This is a genomic window from Paraburkholderia sp. J41, from assembly GCF_905220235.1.
Lineage (GTDB): Bacteria > Pseudomonadota > Gammaproteobacteria > Burkholderiales > Burkholderiaceae > Paraburkholderia.
Window position 1 is genome coordinate 207,569 of sequence record NZ_CAJMZE010000005.1, and the last position, 21,106, is coordinate 228,674.

The 21,106-nt window shown below is 65.3% G+C and carries 19 protein-coding genes; 8 read left to right on the plus strand and 11 right to left on the minus strand.

What is annotated here, in order from left to right:
* The first annotated feature begins 6 nt into the window (after window positions 1-6).
* Window positions 7-1,518, plus strand: coding sequence for an efflux transporter outer membrane subunit (locus U5805_RS07405; protein WP_322102798.1), 1,512 nt, complete (start codon window positions 7-9; stop codon window positions 1,516-1,518).
* Window positions 1,519-1,541: 23 nt separating this feature from the next.
* On the opposite strand, the gene kdgR is transcribed toward U5805_RS07405, so the two are convergent.
* The 3 genes from kdgR to kduI all read right to left on the minus strand — a co-directional run bounded on the left by kdgR (window position 1,542) and on the right by kduI (window position 4,241).
* Window positions 1,542-2,369: a DNA-binding transcriptional regulator KdgR gene (gene kdgR / locus U5805_RS07410; protein ID WP_322102799.1), complete on the minus strand. Its 828-nt coding sequence runs from the start codon at window positions 2,367-2,369 to the stop codon at window positions 1,542-1,544.
* 130 nt (window positions 2,370-2,499) lie between these two features.
* Window positions 2,500-3,270 carry a 2-dehydro-3-deoxy-D-gluconate 5-dehydrogenase KduD gene (gene kduD, locus U5805_RS07415; RefSeq protein WP_322102800.1) on the minus strand — a complete coding sequence of 257 codons (771 nt, stop codon included), beginning with the start codon at window positions 3,268-3,270 and terminating at the stop codon, window positions 2,500-2,502.
* A 134-nt stretch (window positions 3,271-3,404) separates the two neighbouring features.
* Window positions 3,405-4,241, minus strand: a complete 837-nt coding sequence (gene kduI, locus U5805_RS07420; RefSeq protein WP_322102801.1) for a 5-dehydro-4-deoxy-D-glucuronate isomerase — start codon at window positions 4,239-4,241, stop codon at window positions 3,405-3,407.
* A 316-nt stretch (window positions 4,242-4,557) separates the two neighbouring features.
* On the opposite strand from kduI, the gene kdgT reads away from it, so the two are divergent.
* On the plus strand, window positions 4,558-5,574 hold the full coding sequence (gene kdgT / locus U5805_RS07425; protein ID WP_322102802.1) for a 2-keto-3-deoxygluconate transporter: 1,017 nt from the start codon (window positions 4,558-4,560) through the stop codon (window positions 5,572-5,574).
* Between the two features lie 42 nt (window positions 5,575-5,616).
* Here kdgT and U5805_RS07430 read toward each other — a convergent pair whose 3' ends face one another.
* Together U5805_RS07430 and U5805_RS07435 are read right to left on the minus strand one after the other, a co-directional pair.
* Window positions 5,617-6,162, minus strand: coding sequence for a cytochrome b (locus U5805_RS07430; protein WP_322102803.1), 546 nt, complete (start codon window positions 6,160-6,162; stop codon window positions 5,617-5,619).
* Entirely contained in the window at window positions 6,159-7,217 is a 1,059-nt protein-coding gene (locus tag U5805_RS07435; protein WP_322102804.1) for a catalase family peroxidase, read from the minus strand. The genes U5805_RS07430 and U5805_RS07435 overlap by 4 nt, the downstream gene beginning before the upstream one ends.
* A gap of 219 nt (window positions 7,218-7,436) precedes the next feature.
* On the opposite strand from U5805_RS07435, the gene U5805_RS07440 reads away from it, so the two are divergent.
* Window positions 7,437-7,835: a GFA family protein gene (locus U5805_RS07440; RefSeq protein WP_322102805.1), complete on the plus strand. Its 399-nt coding sequence runs from the start codon at window positions 7,437-7,439 to the stop codon at window positions 7,833-7,835.
* Between the two features lie 97 nt (window positions 7,836-7,932).
* Here U5805_RS07440 and U5805_RS07445 read toward each other — a convergent pair whose 3' ends face one another.
* Together U5805_RS07445 and U5805_RS07450 are read right to left on the minus strand one after the other, a co-directional pair.
* Entirely contained in the window at window positions 7,933-10,077 is a 2,145-nt protein-coding gene (locus U5805_RS07445) for a phosphocholine-specific phospholipase C (RefSeq protein ID WP_322102806.1), read from the minus strand.
* A gap of 97 nt (window positions 10,078-10,174) precedes the next feature.
* Window positions 10,175-10,576, minus strand: coding sequence for a hypothetical protein (locus U5805_RS07450; RefSeq protein ID WP_322102807.1), 402 nt, complete (start codon window positions 10,574-10,576; stop codon window positions 10,175-10,177).
* 312 nt (window positions 10,577-10,888) lie between these two features.
* On the opposite strand from U5805_RS07450, the gene U5805_RS07455 reads away from it, so the two are divergent.
* On the plus strand, window positions 10,889-11,104 hold the full coding sequence (locus tag U5805_RS07455) for a hypothetical protein (protein ID WP_322102808.1): 216 nt from the start codon (window positions 10,889-10,891) through the stop codon (window positions 11,102-11,104).
* A gap of 30 nt (window positions 11,105-11,134) precedes the next feature.
* On the opposite strand, the gene U5805_RS07460 is transcribed toward U5805_RS07455, so the two are convergent.
* Together U5805_RS07460 and U5805_RS07465 are read right to left on the minus strand one after the other, a co-directional pair.
* Complete coding sequence (locus U5805_RS07460; protein ID WP_322102809.1) at window positions 11,135-13,294, minus strand: tetratricopeptide repeat protein; 2,160 nt, start codon at window positions 13,292-13,294, stop codon at window positions 11,135-11,137.
* 171 nt (window positions 13,295-13,465) lie between these two features.
* Window positions 13,466-14,530 (minus strand): alcohol dehydrogenase, encoded by a 1,065-nt coding sequence (locus tag U5805_RS07465; RefSeq protein ID WP_322102877.1) that lies wholly within the window; start codon window positions 14,528-14,530, stop codon window positions 13,466-13,468.
* Between the two features lie 200 nt (window positions 14,531-14,730).
* Here U5805_RS07465 and U5805_RS07470 point away from each other — a divergent pair, with 200 nt between their 5' ends.
* Window positions 14,731-15,147 carry a MarR family winged helix-turn-helix transcriptional regulator gene (locus tag U5805_RS07470; protein WP_322102810.1) on the plus strand — a complete coding sequence of 139 codons (417 nt, stop codon included), beginning with the start codon at window positions 14,731-14,733 and terminating at the stop codon, window positions 15,145-15,147.
* 64 nt (window positions 15,148-15,211) lie between these two features.
* A complete protein-coding gene (locus tag U5805_RS07475; RefSeq protein ID WP_322102880.1) occupies window positions 15,212-15,388 on the plus strand; it encodes a hypothetical protein in 177 nt (58 codons plus the stop codon).
* Window positions 15,389-15,454: 66 nt separating this feature from the next.
* On the opposite strand, the gene zwf is transcribed toward U5805_RS07475, so the two are convergent.
* Together zwf and U5805_RS07485 are read right to left on the minus strand one after the other, a co-directional pair.
* Window positions 15,455-16,930, minus strand: coding sequence for a glucose-6-phosphate dehydrogenase (gene zwf / locus U5805_RS07480; protein WP_322102811.1), 1,476 nt, complete (start codon window positions 16,928-16,930; stop codon window positions 15,455-15,457).
* 303 nt (window positions 16,931-17,233) lie between these two features.
* Window positions 17,234-18,589, minus strand: a complete 1,356-nt coding sequence (locus U5805_RS07485; protein WP_322102812.1) for an Nramp family divalent metal transporter — start codon at window positions 18,587-18,589, stop codon at window positions 17,234-17,236.
* 266 nt (window positions 18,590-18,855) lie between these two features.
* Here U5805_RS07485 and U5805_RS07490 point away from each other — a divergent pair, with 266 nt between their 5' ends.
* Entirely contained in the window at window positions 18,856-19,842 is a 987-nt protein-coding gene (locus U5805_RS07490; protein ID WP_322102813.1) for a YncE family protein, read from the plus strand.
* A 10-nt stretch (window positions 19,843-19,852) separates the two neighbouring features.
* Window positions 19,853-20,860 (plus strand): sterol desaturase family protein, encoded by a 1,008-nt coding sequence (locus U5805_RS07495; protein WP_322102814.1) that lies wholly within the window; start codon window positions 19,853-19,855, stop codon window positions 20,858-20,860.
* Window positions 20,861-21,106: the final 246 nt, after the last annotated feature.

The following is a 21,106-nucleotide window of genomic DNA, read 5'->3' on the forward strand; positions in this document are numbered from 1 at the left end:
CTATCCATGACGGCAACCCGTTTTTATCGTTTTTCGCTCGCACCGCTGAGCGCATCGCTGACCGTAGCGGCGGCAGCTTGTCTGCTTGCGGCCTGCACGGTCGGCCCGAATTATCGCGGCGCTCCGGCCGTCGCGCCCGAGGCGGCCAGCGCGGCCACCTTCGTGCGAACGCCCGCGCAAGGCGTGACGCCTTCGCATGCGCCGAGCGAATGGTGGCTCGCGCTCGACGATCCGCAACTCAATGCGCTGATCGCCGCCGCGTTCGCGCACAATCCCGATCTGCGCGCGGCGCAGGCGCGTTTGCGCGAATCGCGAGCGCAATTGCAGCAACAGCGCGCCAACGAACTGCCGAAGGTCAGCGCGAGCGCCGCGGCGTTGCGCATGCGCGAGCCCGACCTGAGCGGCCTCACATCGTCGTCGAGTAGTTCGGGGCAGGGCGACAGCGGCAGCCAGGGCGGATCGTCGGGGCGCGGCCCGCTGACGTTCTACACGGCCGGCTTCGACGCCTCGTGGGAAATCGACTTGTTCGGCGGCACGCGCCGCGCTGTCGAAGCGGCCAGCGAGGAATCCGAAGCCGTCAATGCCGATCTTTCGGACACCCAGGTATCGCTGGCGGCGGAAGTGGCGCAGGCGTATATCGACTTGCGCGATCAGCAACAGCGTCTCGCCATCGCGCAGCGCACGGCCGACTTGCAGCAGCAAATGCTCACGCTCACCGAGCAGCGCCGCGCGGGCGGCACGGCGGCGGAAGTCGACGTGCAACGCCTTACCACGCAGGTCGAAAACACGCGCTCGACGCTCACGCCGCTTGCGGCGCAGGTGGAAATCTCGCTCGATCAACTGGCGGTGCTGACCGGCAAGGCGCCGGGCGCGCTCGACGCGGCACTGTCGCCGCTGAAGCCGCTGCCCACGATGCCCGCCACCGTGGCGGTGAGCGATCCCACGACGATGCTCGCGCAGCGCCCCGACATTCGCGCGGCCGAACGCCGGCTTGCATCGAGCAACGCGCAGATCGGCGAGCACATCGCCGACTTCCTGCCGAAGCTCACGTTGTTCGGCGATCTGGGCTTCACTGCCGCCGACCCGGGCCACCTCATGCGCAAGAGCAATTTCAGTTGGATGGGCGTGCCGTATCTGCAATGGAACGTGTTCGATTTCGGCCGTACGCTGGGCGCCGTGCGAGGCGCCGAGGCGTCGCGCGACGAAGCCGAAGCGCGCTATGAAAAGGCCGTGCTCGCGGCGCTCCAGGATGCGAATGCATCGCTCTCGCGCTACGGCTATCAGCGTGAGCATCTCGTCACCTTGCAGAAGGTGCAGACTTCGGCGGAGCGTTCGGCAACGCTCATGCGCCAGCGTTATCGCGCCGGCGCGTCGAGTCTCGTCGATCTGCTCGACACGCAGCGCGCCGAATTCGCCGCGCAGCAGGATGTGGTATCGGGCCAGGCGGAACTGCTCAAGGACTTCGTTTCGCTGCAAAAGAGCCTGGGCCTCGGCTGGCAGCCGGCCACTTCGGGCTGACGCCGGGCGGCGCCGTCGATCGGCTACGTGGATTCGGCTTGCGCCTGCTCGCGCAACGCCGGCTCGCGATAGCCTAGCCGTGCGGAAATCGCGGCGCCCGCGCGCTTGAGCAGTGCGACGTAATGCGCTTTCGTGTCCGCGCCGCAGCGCATGGTCGGAAACGAAATCGACAAGCCCGCGATCACGTGGCCGAAGCGATCGAACACGGGCACGGCGAGGCACTGCAAGCCTTCCTCTTGTTCTTCGTTATCCTCACCAAATCCTTGCTCGCGCACGTGCGGCAGAATGTTCAGCACGGCTTCGCCCGAAGTGAGGGTCTTTTGCGTGGACTTGCGAAATTCGACATGCGATAGCGTCTCGCGCGCGGTGTCGGGCGTCATGAACGCGAGCAGCACCTTGCCGATGGCGGTGCTGTGCAGCGGATTGCGCCGGCCGATGCGCGACTGCATGCGCAGACCGTAGTCGGCGTCGATCTTGTGGATGTAGATGATCGCGTCTTCGTCGAATGCGCCGAGATGCACGGCTTCGCGCGTGGCCTGCGCGATGCGGCGCATTTCGACGTCGGCTTCGCGCACGAGGTCGACGCTTTCCAATGCTTTGGCGCCGAGTTCGAACAGCCGTATCGTCAGACGATAGCGATCCGTTTCCACTTCCTGCGCCACGTAACCGAGCGCCTTGAGCGTTTGCAGTACGCGATGCACGGTGGTTTTCGAAAGCGAAAGCCGCTGCGAGAGTTCGCTGATGCCCACTGGCCCGTTCTCGCCGAGCGCGCCGAGAATGGCGAATACGCGGCCTATCGACGACGCCGATTCGCCCTTGTCCGTGCCTTCCGTTTCGCTCGTCGCGTTCATTGCGTGCTCCTGTGCGGCGCGTCGCGATTTGCCGGTTTCACCCGTTGCTGCCATGTTCGTCAGTCCATTTTCATTCAAGCATTGGCGGGAGCATACCGCGTTGCGCGTGCGCGGCAAATTTCGATGAGCGTTAGCGCGCCAGCCAGCCGCCGTCCACGGCGAGCGTGTGGCCGTGAACGTAGTTCGACGCGGCCGATGCGAGAAACACCACGGGGCCCGCGAGATCGTCGGGCACACCCCAGCGCGCGGCCGGAATGCGGCTTACGATTTCCTCGTTGCGCTGCGCGTCGTCGCGTAGCGCGGCCGTGTTGGCCGTTGCCATGTAGCCGGGCGCGATGGCGTTGACGTTGATGCCGTGCGCGGCCCATTCGTTCGCGAGCAGGCGCGTGAGGCCCAGCACGCCGCTTTTCGACGCCGTATAGGACGCCACGCGAATGCCGCCCTGAAACGACAGCATCGAAGCGATGTTGATGATCTTGCCGCCGCTGCCCTGCGCGACGAAACGGCGCGCGGCGGCTTGCGCGAGAAAGAACACGCTTTTGAGGTTGACGTCCATGACCGTGTCCCAGTCGTCCTCGCCGAATGCGAGCGCGTCTTCGCGACGGATGATGCCGGCGTTGTTCACGAGCACGTCGATATGGCCGCAGGCTTCGACGGCGGCGCGCACGATGTCTTCGACGGGCGCCACGGAACCGAGATCCGCGCGCACGTCGATAAAGCGGCGGCCCGCGGCTTCCACCTGCGCGGGCGTATTGCCGGGCTCGCCGCGGCACACGCCGACGATATCGCAGCCCGCGTGCGCGAGTGCGAGCGCCATGGCGGCGCCGAGCCCCGTGTTGCTGCCGGTGACGATTGCAACCTTGCCGGCGAGGTCGAACGGATTGAACGTGCTGAATGCCATGGATAAGCGGCCCTCCTGCCGGTTGCGATATGTGCCGGTGCGCGCTGCGCGGCGGCGCCTGGTGGTGCCTGGTGGTGCTTGATGATGCCTGGTAGTGTCTGGTAACGCTTCCGCCCGGGAATACGCCGCGCGTGCTAGCGCAGGTCGCGCACGGCAAGATGGTCCATGTCGCCGAACACCTGATTTTCGCCGACCATGCCCCAGATGAAAGTGTAGGCCTGCGTACCGACGCCGGAATGTATCGACCAGCTCGGCGAAATCACCGCCTGCTCGTTATGCACGAGAATATGCCGTGTTTCGTGGGGTTCGCCCATCATGTGAAAGACGGCGGCATCGTCGGCGACGTTGAAGTAGAAATACACTTCCATGCGGCGTTCGTGCGTGTGGCATGGCATCGTGTTCCAGAGGCTGCCGGCATCGAGCTTCGTCATGCCCATCGAAAGCTGGCAAGTGGGCAGCACATCCGGCACGATGAACTTGTAGATCGTGCGGCGGTTGCCGGTGGCGACGTCGCCGAGCGTTTGCGGCGATGCTTCGGAGAGCGAAATGGTTCGCGTCGGGTAGGTCGTGTGCGCGGGCGCGCAGTTGAGGTAAAACTTTGCGGGCCGGTCGGCATCCGCGCTGCCGAATGCGACCGCTTGCGTACCCTTGCCGATATAGATGGCTTCTTCGTTGCGCACCGCGTGGCGCACGCCGTCCACGTCCACCCAACCGTCGCCGCCAATGTTGATCGCGCCCAACTCGCGCCGCTCCAGCAGATAACTTACGCCAATCGTTTTGCCGAGCGAGGAAGGCACTTCCACCGCGCGCGTGATAGGGGACGCGCCGCCCACGATGATGCGGTCGACGTGGCTGTAGGTGAGCCGCAATGCGTCGGCTTCGAATAGCCGCTCGATCAGGAACTCGCGGCGCAAGCCCGCGGTGTCGAGCGTTTTCGCGTATTCGCTGTTGATGCTCTGGCGAACTTCCATGCGGCGTCTCCTTATCTCGCTAGACATGCAGTGCTGCCTCTGCGGACGACTATAGTGCAGTTTCCGGAATTCGGAACATTGGTCCGAAAATGCTGCATCGCCATAACGCGTTTGGCAAGCGGTCTGCCCATATTGTGAGAAAACGCCGAACCAAAGCGGGTAAACGCCAGGAATTTTATGCGGGGAAATCGGAACGCCGTTCCTTTTGCGCTGCTATTCTGTTTCCGAGACGACGAGTGCAGGGAGCACCCCGACAAAAAGCCGGACGCACGATAGTGCCGATCCGGCAACCGGACGCAAAGTCCAAGGAGGAGGCATGAAGCTGAAGAAGGCCATAGACCGCGTACCTGGCGGCCTGATGCTGGTGCCGCTGTTGCTGGGCGCCTGCGTGCATACGTTCGCCCCCGGCGCGGGCAAGTACTTCGGTTCGTTCACCAACGGTCTGATTACCGGCACCGTGCCGATTCTCGCGGTGTGGTTCTTCTGCATGGGCGCGACCATCGACCTGCGCGCGACCGGCACCGTGCTGCGCAAATCGGGCACGCTGCTCGTCACGAAGATGATCGTTGCGTGGATCGCGACGCTCGTCGCCGCGCACTTCATTCCCGTCGATGGCGTGAAAGCCGGTCTTTTCGCGGGGCTTTCCGTGCTTGCCATCACGACGTCGATGGACATGACCAACGGCGGCCTCTACGCCGCCGTGATGCAGCAGTACGGCACGAAGGAAGAGGCGGGCGCATTCGTGCTGATGTCGGTGGAATCGGGGCCGCTCGTCAGCATGATCATCCTTGGCGCGACGGGCGTGGCGTTCTTCGAGCCGCGTCTTTTCGTCGGCGCCGTGCTGCCGTTTCTGGCGGGCTTCACGCTCGGCAATCTCGACAGCGATCTGCGCGATCTGTTCGGGCGCTGCGTGCATCCGCTCATTCCCTTCTTCGGCTTCGCGCTCGGCAACGGCATCGACCTGAACGTGATCGTCACGAGCGGCATTCCGGGCGTTGCGCTGGGCCTCGGCGTGATCGTCGTCACCGGCATTCCGTTGATTCTTGCGGACCGCTGGATCGCGGGCGGCAACGGCGCGGCGGGACTTGCGGCGTCTTCCACGGCGGGTGCGGCGGTGGCGAACCCGGCCATCATCGGCGAGATGATTCCGCGTTTCAAACCGCTCGTGCCGGCGGCCACCGCGATGGTGGCCACCGCGTGCCTCGTGACCGCGATCCTGGTGCCGATTCTCACGGCGCTTTGGGTGCGCCGCCGCGCCGCGCGCGACGCGCTGCTGCAAGAACTCAGGGAGTCTTCCGCGCAACCGATGGCGGGCCGCGACGCGCACGTGTGAGCGTTGCGCGAGGCACGCCTTGTTGCTTTGTCGCGGCGGCGACTAACCGCGTGCTTCGCCTCGCGCCATGCTGGCGAGCACGCCGTCGCGGCGAATCAAGGCGTGAAAGAGCGCGGCGGCGAGATGCAGCAGCACCGTGGCGAACAACACCATGGCAAGCCATGTATGCGCGCTGCGCAGCCACGTGTAGAGCACGACGCTGTGCGGCGCGATCGGCGGCAGATGCACGCCGCCGAACAGCACCACGGGATAACCGCCCGCCGAGAGCATCGACCAGCCGATCAGCGGCATGGCGATCATCAGCGCGTAGAGCGCGAGATGCGAGGCGTGCGCGCCCATGCGTTGCCACGCGGGCAGGTCGCCGGGTAGAGGTGGCGCGCCGCGTACGAGCCGCACGCAAAGGCGCACCAGCACGAGCGCAAGCAGTGCAATGCCCAATGGCCGATGCAACATGAGCAGGCTGGTATGCAGCCGAGAAACGGTCGCGACCATGCCTACGCCGACGAACAGCATGGCAACGATCAGGACTGCCATCGACCAGTGCAACGCGCGTTGCAGCGCGCTGAAATGTTGGCCCGCTTGCTTCATGGCTGCGTACCTCCATGCGGTTGCGCAAACGTTGCTTCTTCGTGCGTGCGCCGGTTGAACGAGACGGAATACGCCGCCGAACGCGCGGCCAGCAGCGGATCGTCGGAGGGCTTGAGTCCGTCGGGCAGAATCGTCGGGTCGTAGTTCACGTCGCGGCACTGGCCGTTGCTTTGTGGTTCGGCGTGACGCAGCACGAGCGTTCCCGCGTCGATGCGTTCGCGCCCGGCGGGCCATTGCCGCGTGGCGTCGTTGGTCGGATCGCCGGGCGCGGCCACGGTCAACACGAGATGCCAGCGCAGCGGACCCGAAGCGAGCCGCGCGTCGAGATCGTCGGCGAGAAAATCCGGATTGCTTTTTTGCGCCGCCGTTTCGGGCGCGTATGCGGTTTCGGGCACGGTTTCCCAGCGCACGGCGTGCCGGTTGCCGGCGGCGTCGGTGGCGATGAACGCGTTGATGCTGTAGAACGCGGTGTTCGCGAAACTCGAAGGCAAGGGATGTGCCTTCACCCAGTTGCGAAACGGCAAGGTTTCCGGGTTCGACTTGAAGAACGCATCGAGTTTCGCGGGGTCGGGCTTCCCTGTGGCGGGATCGGGCTTCGACGCCACGAGCTGCTCGTAAAATTGCTTCGGATTACGAACGACAAAGACGGGTGTGGAATTCATGCCGGTGCGCCACTGCTCGCCGTCGTGCAACTGGAACATCAGCGCCATGCTGCGCACGGGCGAACTGGCGTCGGGCGCGGACGGATTGCTGCCGGGAATCGCAAAGCGGCCAATGACCGGCGTGCTACCCGGCGCGAACACGGCCGCGCGCGAAACCTGCGCGCCGTTGCCGTTGCTTTCGAACTCGCCTTCGAGACATAGTCCTTTCGCATGATTGCGCCGAAAGCCCGCATGGATGCCGTAATTCGCTTCGAACGTGTTGACGATATGCGGCGCATCGAGGCGCTTGGGCGTGAGCCAGCCCGCGGTCCACGCGAAGGCGGCGCCCGCGCAGCCCACCACGGCTGCAATGACCGCGAGCCGGCAAGGCACGCAGATGGGCGCGCGATTCATGACGTGCCTCCCATGCGCGCCGGCGAGCGAAGGGACGCAATCGGTGACGAAGCATTGGGCAGGGTCTGCATGATCGTTCCAGTTCCGGGGGATGGCGCGAGGGCCGATACTGGCGTCAACACTCCGCTTCGCGTTCTATTCCATCGTTGCCGCATAAATGCGCGAAGGCGTTGAGTTACGATGTTTGGCGTGCGCCGTTGCGGCGCGAAGGAGGGCGCGATGCTGGCTGGCGGCTGTTTATGCGGAAAGATCCGCTACGAAATTTCAGCGGAGCCGATTCACCATACGATTTGCCATTGCGTGGATTGCCGGCGTGCGAGCGGCGCATTTTTCGTCGCATGGATCACGGTTCGCGAAGCCGATTTCAGGTTCGTTGCGGGCGCAACGAAATCGCATCGGTCGAGCGCGGGCGTGGAGCGCGCTTTTTGCGCGGAGTGCGGGACGCCGTTGACGTATCGGAACGCGTCGTTCGCAGGCGAGGTCGATGTGGCCACGGGCACGCTCGACCGTCCCGGCGAAGTGCCGCCGCGCGACCACACATGGGTCTCGCAGAAGCCCGCGTGGGTCGTGCTGGCCGACGGCCTGCCGCATCACGCGCGCGCCGGTTCCGAGAGCTGACGCTAACGCTCGACGCAAAAAAACCGGCGCCCGAAGGCGCCGTCCAAAGAGAGAAGGTCGAAAAAGAGAAGGTCGAAAGGAAAAGCGAACGCGCCGATCAGCTCAGTTGCATGACCGGCGCCACGGCGGCCGGATCGCTGATGCTCGGCTTGCCGTTTTCGACGTGGCCCGCGAAGCGCCACACGAACGTACTGTCGTCGCGGCTCGTGACCGTGAGGTCGTACCAGTGATGGCTCGAAGCGAGCACCCAGGCTTCTTCGACCGGCACGCCGGCCGGCACGAGCACCGTGCGTTCTCGCGCGCCGTAGGCATTGTCGTTCACGTTGAGGCGGGCGATGCCGCCGCCCGTGTTGGCGAAGCGCAGGAACAGGTTGCCGTTGGCGACGTCGTAATGCGCCTTCACGACCGGTTGCGGTGTGCCGGTGAGCTTGCCGAGCAGGCCGCCTTGCGACGATGAAGGCGCGGCGGTGCCGGCAAAGCGGCGCACGTAGCCGTTCGGGCCATGGACCTCGAATGCGTAGACGCCGTTGGTCACGGTCAAGTCCCACGTTTCGTCGATCGACTTGCCGGCTTCGACGGTATAGCGCCACGGACCGTCGCTGCGATTCGTGCCGTACACGTAGAAGTGCGCGCCCTGGCGGCCCGTGTTCGCAAACGTGATTTGCAGCGTTTTCCGCTGCGCGTTCGGTTGCGCGTTCACATGCAACTCGTAGGGCAGCGCGCGCGCATAACGCACGCCGGGCTCCTGCGCGTCGATCGGCTGCGGCGAGGCGGGCACCGTGGGCGCGGCGTTCACGGAGCATTGATTGTCGGCGAGCGCCATGTAGTTGCTCGTGTCGGGCAGCGAGGGCATCGACGCATCGGGCGTGCGGAAGTCGAAGCACGTGGTGAGGTCGCCGCACACGGCGCGGCGCCATGCCGTGATGTTCGGCTCATGCACGCCAAAGCGCTCCTCGATGAAGCGAATCACCGAGGTGTGGTCGAACACTTGCGAGCACACGAAACCGCCCTTGGTCCACGGCGAAACGACCGTCATCGGCACGCGCGGCCCGAGCCCGTAGGGCAGGCCGTCGGCGGTGTACGAGCCGCCGCGTCCGGGGTTCACCACGTCGTGAATCTCGCCTTCCACGCTCACCGTCGACTTGCCTTGCGTGGACGTGGTGGGCGGCTGCGGCGGCACGATGTGATCGAAGAAGCCGTCGTTCTCGTCATACATGATGAAGAGTACGGTCTTGCTCCAGACGTCGGGGTTCGACGTGAGTGCGTCGAGAATCTGCGAAGTGTATTCCGCGCCGTAGGCAGGCGTGTATTTCGGATGCTCCGAAAACGCCGCGGGCGGCAGCAGCCACGAGACTTGCGGCAGATTGTTCGCTTGCACGTCGGCCTTCAGGTCGGCGATCGTGCGCACGGTTTGCGCGCGCTGATACAGCGCCGAACCCGGTTGCGCGTTGATGAAGTTCGTGAAGTTCTGAAGAATGTTCGTGCCGTAGTTGCCGTTGAGCGGATCGTTGCCGTTCGTGCCTTGCTGATAGATCTGCCACGAAATGCCGGCGGCTTGCAGACGCTCGGGGTACGTGGTCCACGAAAGCAGTTGATAGCTGGGCGGCACGTCGCCGTCCACGAAGTCGTTGTTGTCGAGCAGCGGGCCGCCCATCGTGCCGCTGGGGTCGACCATGCCGGTCATGAGGTACGCGCGGTTCGGATGCGTCGGGCCGGGCAGCGAGCAGAAGTACTGGTCGCATACGGTGAAGGCATCGGCCAGCGCGTAGTGGAACGGAATGTCCGCGCGCAGGTAATAGCCCATCGTCATGTCGGTCTTGTACTGCGGCCACTGATCGTGCGCGCCGTTATTGATCGCGTAGTGAGTCGGATACCAGTTGTGATCGAGGTCGCCCACGCACTGCGCGCTCGTCTTGAACGTGTCGAGATGGAACGGCAGCACCGGCTTCGTCGCATCTTCCTTCGACGGCTGATACCACACAGGCCGGCCGCCGGGCAGCGGAATCGGCAGACGGTCGTTATAGCCGCGCACGCCGCGCATATGGCCGAAGTAATGGTCGAACGAACGGTTTTCCTGCATGAACACGACGATGTGTTCAATATCGCGAATCGAGCCTGTGCGCGAGTTCGCGGGAATGGCGAGCGCGTTACGGATCGATTCGGGAAAGACGGTCATCGCGGCGGCGGCGGCGCCCGAGGACGCGACGGTTTGCAGGAAACGGCGACGGCTGGTTGAAGTCATTGTTGTCCACCTGTCTGCGTAAAATTAGTTTGGAATGCTTAACGGTGTAAGGAGGGCGATAAAGAAGGCGACTGGCAAAGGGACTGCGTGAATGACGCTAGGGATTCGAATCGTTGCCGTTGCCGTTGCCGTTGCCGTTGCCGTTGCTGGCCTGCTGCTGCGCACCGTCGCCGGGCGCGTAGCTCATGACGGGCGCGACCTGCTGGCTGTCGGCGGCGAGGCTTGCTTGCGCGCTTTGTACGGGATCGCTCGCGAGCGCGCTTGCATTGGCGTCGGCGCTGGTATCGGCGTCGGCGTCGGCGTTCGAGGCCGCGGGCAGGCGGATGCCGGCCGAAGGCGCCGCAACGGCGTCGCGCGGCGAAGGCGCGGTTTGCGACGCGGAGCGTGCGGCCGCCGAGCCGTCGTCGGGGCCGCACGCATCGAGCATAATGGTTGCGAGTGCAACGAACGTCGTGACGAACGCGGCTCTCGCCATGCCGGCGTTGGGGCGTATTCTCATGTGCGCATCCTTTCGTTGGGGATGAGTCGCGCACAGTTTGGTCGGCGTTGAAGAAAGAATTGTGAAACCGTGAAAACGTTTGCGCGCCTGAAACATCTTGTTTCAAAGCCGTGCGGAATGACGGTTGCCGTATGTCTTTGCGCTAACGAAACGCTTTCATCGCGGCGCGGTTTCGTCGATCCGGCATAGATGCCCCGGTCGTCTGGAATCGAATGTGCGGAGCAATGCGCGCGGAGTAAAATACAAGAACCTGTCACGCACGCAGCGTGCGGCGACAGGATCGAGACGTTTTCGCTATCGTTCAATTTCGCCATGAACACGCCGAACAAGGAACCCGCGCGCAAGCGCCCGCCCCTCTGGGTGCTTAACACGCTAACCGCGCTCGTGGGCTTGCTCACGCTGGCGGCCGGCGTCGGCTGGGTGATCTACAAGTCGGTGGTCGATCTGGAAATTCCGTACTTCGCGATTCCGCTCGTGATGTGCGTGCCCGTGATCGTCGCGGTGGCCTTCCGCAACATCTGGGACTGATTCGCGCGTTCGGGCGCTTTTAGCGCGGCGTCAGGTGGCGAACCGTTGCGCGCAAGCCGCGCGCACCCGCTCGATCACGGCGGCCCACGTTTCGTCGAGGCGCTGCCGGAACAGCCGCATCGTGCCGGGATACCACGGCGAATCTTCGCGCTCGTGCAGCCAGCGCCAATCCAGATCGTTTTGCGGCAGCAGCACCCAGCACGGCGTGCCGACCGAAGCAGCCAGATGCGCGACGGAAGTATCGACGCAAATCACCAGATCGAGTTGCGCCGCGATCGCGGCCGAATCGGCGAGATCGCGCACATCGCTGCCCAGGTGCAGCAGCGGCAAGGCTTCGGGCGCGTCGTGCGCCTTGCGCGCCTCGTCTTCGCCGCGCCCTTTCTGCAAACTCACGAACCGCAAATCCGGCACGCTCCATAGTGGCGCCAGCGCGGCGAGCGAAGGCAGCGAGCGATGCGCGTCGTTGTTGTGCTGAGGATTGCCGCGCCACACAATGCCGATTCGCGGCCCCGGCGCGAGCGTCGCGAGGCGCGCGGCCCAGTGCGCGATCCATTCGGGCTCCGGCGCATACGCGAGCGGCGCGGGCAGCGTGCCGAGCGTCGTGCCGAGCCGATGCGGCACGCTGATCGGACTCACCCAGGCGTCGAATTGCGCGGAAGCCGCCGCGGCGCTTTCGTGGTCGAGCACGGCGTCGACGCCTTCCACGCCGCGCATCAAACGATGCAGCGCTTTCACGCAGGCAAACGCGATATGCCGCGCGCCTTGCGCCTTCAATTCGCGCGCGTAGCGGCCGAATTGCAGCATGTCGCCGAGCCCGTCTTCCTGCCATAGCAGCAGCGTTTTGCCCGCGAGCGACTCGCCTTGCCAGGCGGGGCATTGCAATAGCCGTTGCGTCGAGCGATGCACGAATCCCGGCATCCGGTAGCGGCATTCGTAGCGCGCAAAACCTTCTTCGAACCGGCCCATGCTGATGAGCAGCGTCGCGAGGCGGAACTCCGCGTCGATATAGTTCGGCCGGATGGAAAGCGCGCGTCGATAACCGGCTTCCGCTTCGTCGAGCCGGCCATATTCCTTATGAATGCTCGCGACGTTATAGTGCGCTTGCGCGAAATCGGGCTGCACCGCAAGCGCCTGATCGAAGGCGGCGAGCGCATCGGCGTAACGCTTTTGCGCCATCAGCAGACAGGCGAGATTGTTGTAGGCCTCCACGCGCCGCGGCAAGCGGCGCACGGTCTCGCGATACGCCGCTTCGGCTTCCGGCAGGCGCCCCAATGCGTGCAGCACGACGCCCAGGTTGTACTGCGCCTCGGCATGTTCGGGCGCGATCGCAAGGGCCTGGCGAAATGCGCTTTCCGCTTCGGCGGGGCGGCCGAGATCGTTGAGCACGCAACCCAGATTGTTGAGCGCGTCGACGAATCCCGGGCGTATCGCGAGCGCGAGCCGGCACGCCAGCTCCGCTTCTTCGAGCCGCTTCGAAATTTTCAGCACGAGCGCGAGGTTGTTGAGCGCCTCGGGAAAATGCGGCTCGATGCGCAGCGCGTCGCGATACGCGGCGTCGGCTTCGTCGATGTGGCCGCGCTCGCGCAGCAGCGTGCCGAGCGCGTTGTGTGCTTTCGCGTGGCGCGCATTGGCCGCGATGGCCGCGCGCAAGGCGGCTTCGGCTTCGGGCAGGCGCTGCTGTTCCTGCAACAGCAGCGCGAGATGGAAATGCGTGTCGGCGTGATCGGGATGGCGCGCAAGCAGCGCGCGAAACGCGACCTCCGCTTCGGCGTGACGGCCGAGGCGTTGCAGCACGACTGCGAGATGGCTGCGCGCGTCGGCGTTGTCGGGATCGAGACTCAGAAGGCGGCGGTACAGCATTTCCGCTTCGCCGAGCCGGCCGAAGGTCGCGCAGACGGTCGCAAAGCCGCTGTATGCGGGCAGGAAATCGGGCTTCGCGGTGAGGCAGCGCAGCCAGAGCGCTTGCGCGCGCGATGCGTCGGTGATGCCGGTCGCGCAGATGGCCGCGAGATTGAGCGCGGCGGCGAGCGCGGCGTCGTGCGGCCGCGCCTCGTTGCCCACGAGCGGTTCGAGCAGCGCAAGCGCTTCGGCGAAGCGGCGCGCGTCGCATAGCGCGTTGGCTTCGCGCAGGAGGCGGTCGAGTTCGGGCGCGGCGGGCGCGGGTGGCGCGATGAACGAAGAGGCGGTCACGTTGGGTTTCGCAAGTGGGCGCGGACAATCCGGCATTGCGAGCTTATGTCACCCGGCGTGCAAGCGAAGGCGCGAATTGAGCGCCTGCGCGGCCCTTATTTGCCCGATCGACGCGCTATCGGCCAAAAAGGGCGCTTTTCAGGCGCGCGCCCATCGTCTAAAGCACCGGAATCAAGGCACCAGGATCTGCCTGCCGACCACCTTGCCTTGCACCAGCGCCTCGAACGCCTCGTTGATTTCGCTGAGCGGCCGCTGCAATACCGGCGACGCGTGCAGCCTGCCTTCGCGCATGAGCGCGACGAGTTCGCGCAGTTCGGGCAGCGTGCCCACATAGCTGCCTTCGATGCGCAGCGGGCGCATGGGAATGACCGGCAGCGAGACGGTGAGATCGCCGCCCATCAACCCGACGATCACCACATGGCCGCCGCGAGCGCACGAATCGAGCGCGAGCTTCACGGTGGGCGTCGCGCCCACGAGATCGAGCACGGCGCGCGCGCCGCCGCCCGTTGCTTCGACGATCTGCTGCGCGGCGTCGCTCGCGCGCGCGTCGACGGCGGCAAGCGCGCCGGCCGCGAGCGCGGCTTCGCGCTTGGCGGCGTCCACGTCGACGACGATCGCGCCTTGCGCGCCCATCGCCTTGAGCACTTCGAGCGCCATCATGCCGAGTCCGCCCGCGCCGATCACGACCACGGGGCCTTCGTGAATGCGCGCGCCGAACTTCTTCGCGGCCGAATACGTGGTCACGCCCGCGCAGGCGAGCGGCGCGGCTTTCACGGGGTCGAGGCCCGCGAGATCGACGAGATAACGCGGATGCGGCACCAGCACGTAGTCGGCGAAACCGCCGTCGCGCAGCACGCCGAGCGATTGCGGCTTCGCGCAGATGTTTTCCTCGCCGCGCCGGCACGCCGCACATTCGCCGCAGCCGATCCACGGATGCACGATGGCCGTGGCGCCCGCCGAAAGCGCGCTCGCGTCGGCGGAAGCTTGCGGGCCGAGCGCGACGACTTCGCCGCAAATTTCATGGCTTGGCGTGAGCGGCAGCTTGATGCCGCGATCCGCGAGCGAGAGCTTCTTGCCGCCGCCGAGATCGTAATAGCCTTCCCAGATGTGCAGGTCGGAGTGACAGAGACCGGCCGCCTTCACGCGCAGCAGCACTTGCGTGCCGGTAGGTTGGGGCACGTCGCGCTCGATCAGCGCGAGCGGCTTGCCATGATCGACAACGCAATAACAACGCATTTGCATCGATGTCTCCATTTATAGGTCTGTATGCCGGGGCGCTCCCGGCCCGGCGAGGGCGGCAATGTCCTCGCCGCATCATAACGGATTCGTCTGGTCGTGCTTTTTACGTCATCGAAAGACTTCGAAAATGGCATGCAGGTGCCGGGATTCATGCCGGGATCGTTGCATAGCTAACGATAACGGTTTATCCTGCACGCATGTTCGATCATTGCCTTTACTTCAACACGACCGCGCTCGCGCGGCGGCTCGAACGCGAATGGACCGAGGCGTTCGAGCGTTTCGATCTCACGCCGCCGCAAGGCTTCATGTTGCGCGCGGTGCTGGACCGACCCGGCTCGCTGCAACGCGAACTCGCCGATCTGCTGTCGATCGCGCGTCCCACGGCCACGCGCGTGCTGGACGGGCTGGAAGCGCGCGGCTATGTCGAGCGTCAGCGCACCGAGGGCGACCAGCGCGAAGTGGCGATCGTGCCCACGCGCGAGGCGCTCGCGATTCGCGACGCGCTCAATGCCGCGAGCGCGGCGGTCACGAGCCGCCTCAAACGCACGCTGGGCGGCGAAGCGTTTGCCGATACGGTTGCGCGTTTGCGCACGGCGCGCGCGACGCTCGGCTGAGCGCGGCCAACGGCAAGGCGCGCGAATTGCGCGAAGCAGGCATCAAAGAGTACGGAGTTTCATCATGCGGCGCATCGGCGCTTTTTGCATTTCCATGTGGCTGGCCGCCGCGGTTTTATTGCTCGGGCGTCATTCGGTGCCGCTCATGGCGTTGAGCGGCGTGATCGTGTTCGCGGGGCTGGACCTGTTCCGGCCCGAGCCTCGGCAACCGGAACCGCCGCGCGACGCACGCAAGCGATAACGCGTTCCGCCGTGCGCCGCGCTCATGCGCGGCGCACTTCCGCATCACATCGGCATCACATCGGCATCAAGCCTCTTCGGCCCACGACATGTTCTCGCGCGCGAGCAGCGCCGAAGAAGCCGCCGGCCCGAAGGTGCCCGCCGTATAAGCGCGCGGACGGTCGTTGAGTTCCTTCCAGCCGTCGAGAATCGGTTCGACCCACGTCCATGCGGCTTCGAGTTCGTCGCGGCGCATGAAGTGCGTGAGGCGGCCGCGAATCACGTCGATCAAGAGGCGCTCGTACGCTTCCGCGCGGCGCTCGGGAATGGCCTGCTGCAAGTCCAGGTTCAGGCTCACCGGCAGCATGTTCATGCCGCTGCCCGGCTCCTTCGCGAGCATCTGCAACTGGATCGACTCTTCGGGCTGAAGCTGGATCACGAGGCGATTGCCGTAATTGCGCGGGCCGCTCGGAAAGATCGAGAACGGCAGGTCGGCGAATTCGATCACGATTTCCGACTGGCGCTTTTGCAGGCGCTTGCCCGTGCGCAGGAAGAACGGCACGTTGGCCCAGCGCCAGTTGTTGATGTGCGCGCGCAGGGCGACGAAGGTTTCGGCCTTGCTGTCCGCGGGCACGTTGTCTTCTTCCAGATAGCCCTTCACCGGCTTGCCGTCCACGGCGCCGGCCGCGTACTGGCCGCGCACGGTGTCGCGCGCGATGTCGGCGAGCGACATTGGGCGCAGCGAGCGCAGCACCTTGAGCTTTTCGTCGCGCACGGCGTCGGGGTCGAGCGAAACGGGCGGCTCCATCGCCACGATGCACAGCAGTTGCAGCAAGTGGTTCTGCACCATGTCGCGCAGCGCGCCCGTGTGATCGTAGAAGCCCGCGCGGCTGCCCACGCCCACGGTTTCCGCCACGGTGATCTGCACGCTGCGAATGTACGGCGCCTGCCACAGCGGCCCGAAGATCGGATTGCCGAAGCGCAGCACCATGAGGTTCTGCACCGTTTCCTTGCCGAGATAATGGTCGATGCGGTAGATCTGCGACTCGGCGAAATGGCGGCCCACCGACTCGTTGATCTCCTGCGCCGAGGCAAGGTCGTGGCCCAGCGGCTTTTCGAGCACCACGCGCGCTTGCGCGTCGAGCAACTGCGCGGCCGAAAGGTTGTCGCAAATCGTCGTGAACAGTTCCGGCGAAGTCGAGAGATAGAAAACGCGAATGGCGTTGTCGCGCGAGGCGGCGCGCAGGTGCGCGTAATCGTCGGGATTGTTCACGTCGATGATGACGTACTGGAACAGGCCGAGAAAACGGTCCCACGCCTGCGCGTCGAACGCTTTCGCGTCGATGAACGGGCGCGACTGATCCTCCATGAACTTGCGATAGTCGTCGATCGTCCAGTTCTTGCGGCCCACGGCGATGATGCGCGTTTCGGGCGGCAGATTGCCGTGCAGGTGCGCCGTGTACAGCGCGGGCAGCAGTTTGCGCGCGGCCAGGTCGCCGCCGCCGCCGAAAATGATCATGTCGACGGGCTGTTCGGGCGCGGCTTGGGCAGGCTGATTCGTCATGGCAGGTCGGGGGTGACGCGCGCGGTGGCGAGGCAGCGCCGTTCGCACGCAATTGCAAAGCCCGCGACCGGCGCGAACGCGGGCACGGGAAAACGCTAATGGTGCATGGTTTCGCGCGAGTTTGCACGCGCGACGCGAAGGCGGGGCGTTTATTGCGGGATTGTTTCGCGCCTGGGTGCGCTCGTGGCGCGTTCGCGTTGCGCTCGTGCCGCGTTCGTTTCGAGCGTGTTTCCGGCTTGTATCGTTCAAGCCGCTAAACAAGTGCGCGTTTTCTGAAACTACATAACTTCCGGGCGAGGCTCTTCAGCCCAAACCCGGCACCGCCGCGCCGCAAACCTGCGCGAGCAGCACGACGTTGAGCGCGAGCACGCCCGCCGCGCCGGCAACCGCGGCGCACGCGGTCGGCAGACGGTTGCGATGCGGCCCCATGACGTCGCCGCGGCAGGTGAACCAGACGAGCGCGGCCATCGGGAACGGCAGCGCGAGGCTCAGCACGACCTGGCTCGCGACGAGCGCTTCGGTGACGTTCACGCCCATCGCCACGACGATGAAGCTCGGCACCATCGTCACGGCGCGGCGCAGCCACAGCGGAATGCGAAAGCGCACGAAGCCCTGCATGATCATCTGGCCCGCGAGCGTGCCGACCACCGAACTCGAAATGCCCGAGGCGATCAGCGAAACGAGGAAGAGGCCGGCCGCCGCCGCGCCCAGCAGCGGCGCGAGCGTGCGGTACGCGGTGCCGATTTCGGCCACGTCGGAGAAGCCTTGATGGAACGCGCCCGACGCCATCATCACCATGGCCATGTTGACGAGCCCGGCCACCGAAAGCGCGACCACGACTTCGACGTTTGAAAACTTCACGAGCCGCGCGCGCTCGGTCTCGTTGCGCGCGAGCACGCGCGCCTGAGTGAGCCCCGAATGCAGAAAGAGCGCGTGGGGCATGACCGTCGCGCCGATGATGCCCACCGCAATGGCCACGGCGCTGGCGTCGGGCAAACGCGGCGCCGCGATGCTGCGCGCCACGCCCGGCCAGGAAATCGGCGTGATGAAGAGTTCGATCAGATAGCAGATGCCGATCACGCCCACGAGCGCGCCGATCACGAGTTCGAGCGGCCGGAAGCCCGTGCGTTGCAGAAAGAGCAGCGCATAGGTGACGACGGCCGTGATCGCCATGCCCGCGATCAGCGGAATGTGAAGCAGCAGCGCGAGACCGATGGCGCCGCCGAGGAATTCGGCGAGATCGGTGGCCATGGCGGCGATTTCGCTCACGATCCACATGAACCAGACGAGCGGCGCGGGCAGGCGCTCGCGGCATAGCTGCGCGAGATTGCAGCCCGTGGCGATGCCGAGCTTCGCGGAAAGGCTCTGGAACAGCATCGCGACGAGGTTGGCGAGCAGCACGACCCAGAGCAGCGCATAGCCGTAGCGCGCGCCCGCCTGGATATTGGTCGCGAAATTGCCCGGATCGATGTACGCGACCGAAACGACCACGGCGGGGCCGGCAAGCGGCAGCAGCAGCGCGAGACCGCGCCGGCGCCCGTCCAGCGCCTCGCGCACGGCGGCGACCGTGCCGCGCGTGAGGCCGTCGCTTTGGTCGTTGTCGCTCTCGATCTGGCTATCGGTGCGGTGCGGTTCGTCGATTCTCGTGCGATGATCCATGCAACTTCTAGCCTCGGTTCGGGGTCTGTACACGCTGACTCCGCACGCCGCGTGCCGTATTCGAACACCGCGCGCGTCATCGGAATTCCATGCTCGCGCGTTAAGCAGACTGTCCCGCGCGCGCTCGATCGCGTTTGAACGCGGTCTGGCGCGTCCCGGCGTGGTCGGCGCTCCTATCTCAGCACAAACCGGCGCCGCGTGCCTTTGCCGTTCATCTCCCTTACGAAATGCCTGATTTCCCGATCCTTTCGATTACCTCCGCCCGCATGAAACACACGCTCGCGGCCGCGCTGCTCGTGAGCGGTCTTGCCGGCGGCGCGCCGGCCCACGCCGACGACAAGGTCATCATTCTCGACTCGGGCGAGGCGAAGCTTTCGCTTATCGACGAAGCGAGCCGCACCGTGGTCGGCACCGAACCCACGGGCAAGGAGCCGCATCACCTGATGATCACGCCCGACGGCAAGTCGCTGATCGTCGCCGACTCGGTCTCGAACGACCTGATGTTCGTCGACCCGCATTCGGGCCAGGTGCAGCGCCGCATCGACGGTATCGAAGACCCGTATCAGCTCGGTTTCTCGCCCGATCACAAATGGTTCGTGACGGCGGGCCTGCGGCTCGATCGCGTCGACGTCTACCGCTGGGACGGCCAGAACTTCACGATCGCGAAGCGCATTCCGCTCGCGAAAACGCCGAGCCACATCAATTTCACCTCGGACAGCAAGATTGCATTCGTCACGCTGCAAGACACGGGCGAAGTGGCGGCCATCGACCTCGCGACGCAAACCGTGCTGTGGAAACTGCATATCGGCAGCACGCCCGCGGGCATCTGGATGACGCCCGGCGACAAGTACCTGCTCATCGGCATGACGGGCGAGGACGACGTGGCCGTGGTCGACTGGCGCAATCGCACGCTCGTGAAAAAGATCCAGACCGGCCGCGGCGCGCACAATTTCCGCGACCTCGACGACGGCAAGCACGTGGTGGTGTCGAATCGCGTGGAAAGCACCATCAGCATTCTCGATTACACGACGCTGACCAAGGTGGGCGACATCACCGGGCTGCGCCCCGGCCCCGACGACATGGAGCTTTCCGCCGACAAGCGCTACCTGTGGGTGACGTTCCGCTTCGCGAAGCACGTGGGTATCATCGACCTGAACACGCGCCAGTTGATCGACACGATCGCCGTGGGCCGCTCGCCGCACGGCATCTACTTCGCGAACAGCGCGCCGTTGCGCGTGCCGAACCCGGACTGAAGGAGTTCCGATGCTTGACACGTTGATCTCGCAGGCCGACAACCTTGTTTCGTGGCTGCAAACGCTCGTCTACGTGGACGCCGTGCAGCCGTTCTTCTACAAGGTCGGCCTGATGGGCTACGACGAGGACACCTACGACGCGCTCTACTGGGTGATCGTGGGCGTGCTCGAAATCGTCGCCATGTACGCGCTGCTGCGGCCGCTGGAGGCGCTTGCGCCCGTGGAAAGCTGGCAGGACCGCAAGGCGCTGCGCGCCGACGTCTGGTACACGTGGATCGCCAAGCTGGGCATTCTCAACATGGCGTTCTTCTTCGTGCTCACGCCGCTGTTCAACCACTGGCAGAGCCTGATGGCGATCCACAACATTCCGAACCTGGAAGTGGACAGCCTCTGGCCCGGCGTGACCGACCGGCCCATGGTGTCGTTCGCGATCTACCTGATCGTGCTCGATTTCGCGGGCTACTGGTATCACCGCTGGCAGCACCGCTTCGGCGTCTGGTGGGAATTGCATGCCGTGCATCACAGCCAGCAGCAGATGTCGCTCTGGTGCGACGACCGCAATCATTTTCTCGACGACGTGGTGCAGGCGGCGTTTTTCGCGGCCATCTCGCTCGTGATCGGCGTGCAGCCCGCGCAGTTCGTCGTGCTCGTGGCCGTCAGCAATTTCATGCAGAGCGTGCAGCACGCCAATGCGCGGCTGAAATTCGGCTGGCTGCTGGAACGCCTCGTGGTGAGCCCGGCGTTTCACCGGCGCCATCATGCGATCGGCTACGGTCACGAAGGCACGCGCTACGGCTGCAACTTCGGCGTGCTGTTTCCGTGGTGGGACATGATGTTCCGCACGGCGTCGTGGAACCCGGCGCCCGAGCCCACGGGCATTCGCGACCAACTGCCCGCGCCGCACGGCGGCGGCGTGAATTACGGCGAAGGGCTGCTCGCGCAGCAATGGCTCGCGCTCGTGCGCATCGCGCGGCGGCTGGCGGGCAAGGGCTATCCGCTCGGCGGCACGGCGCGCTGATGCGCTGAACCTCGCGGCGCGCTTTTTTTACGCGCTTGCGACACGTTTGTCACGCGTTCGCGTTGTTGGTGGATTCGCGAGGCGGTCTTCGGGCCGCCTCGCGGCGTTTCGGGCGCGGGTTTTCCAGCGTTCGCCGTGCGCTCGCCGTGCGCGTTCCGGCGGGTTTCGAGCGAGCGCCGCGTGCGAAATGCGATAATCGGCGGACCGTCCCCCGCGAGACGTGTGCGCCGCAAGCGCCTCGCTCGC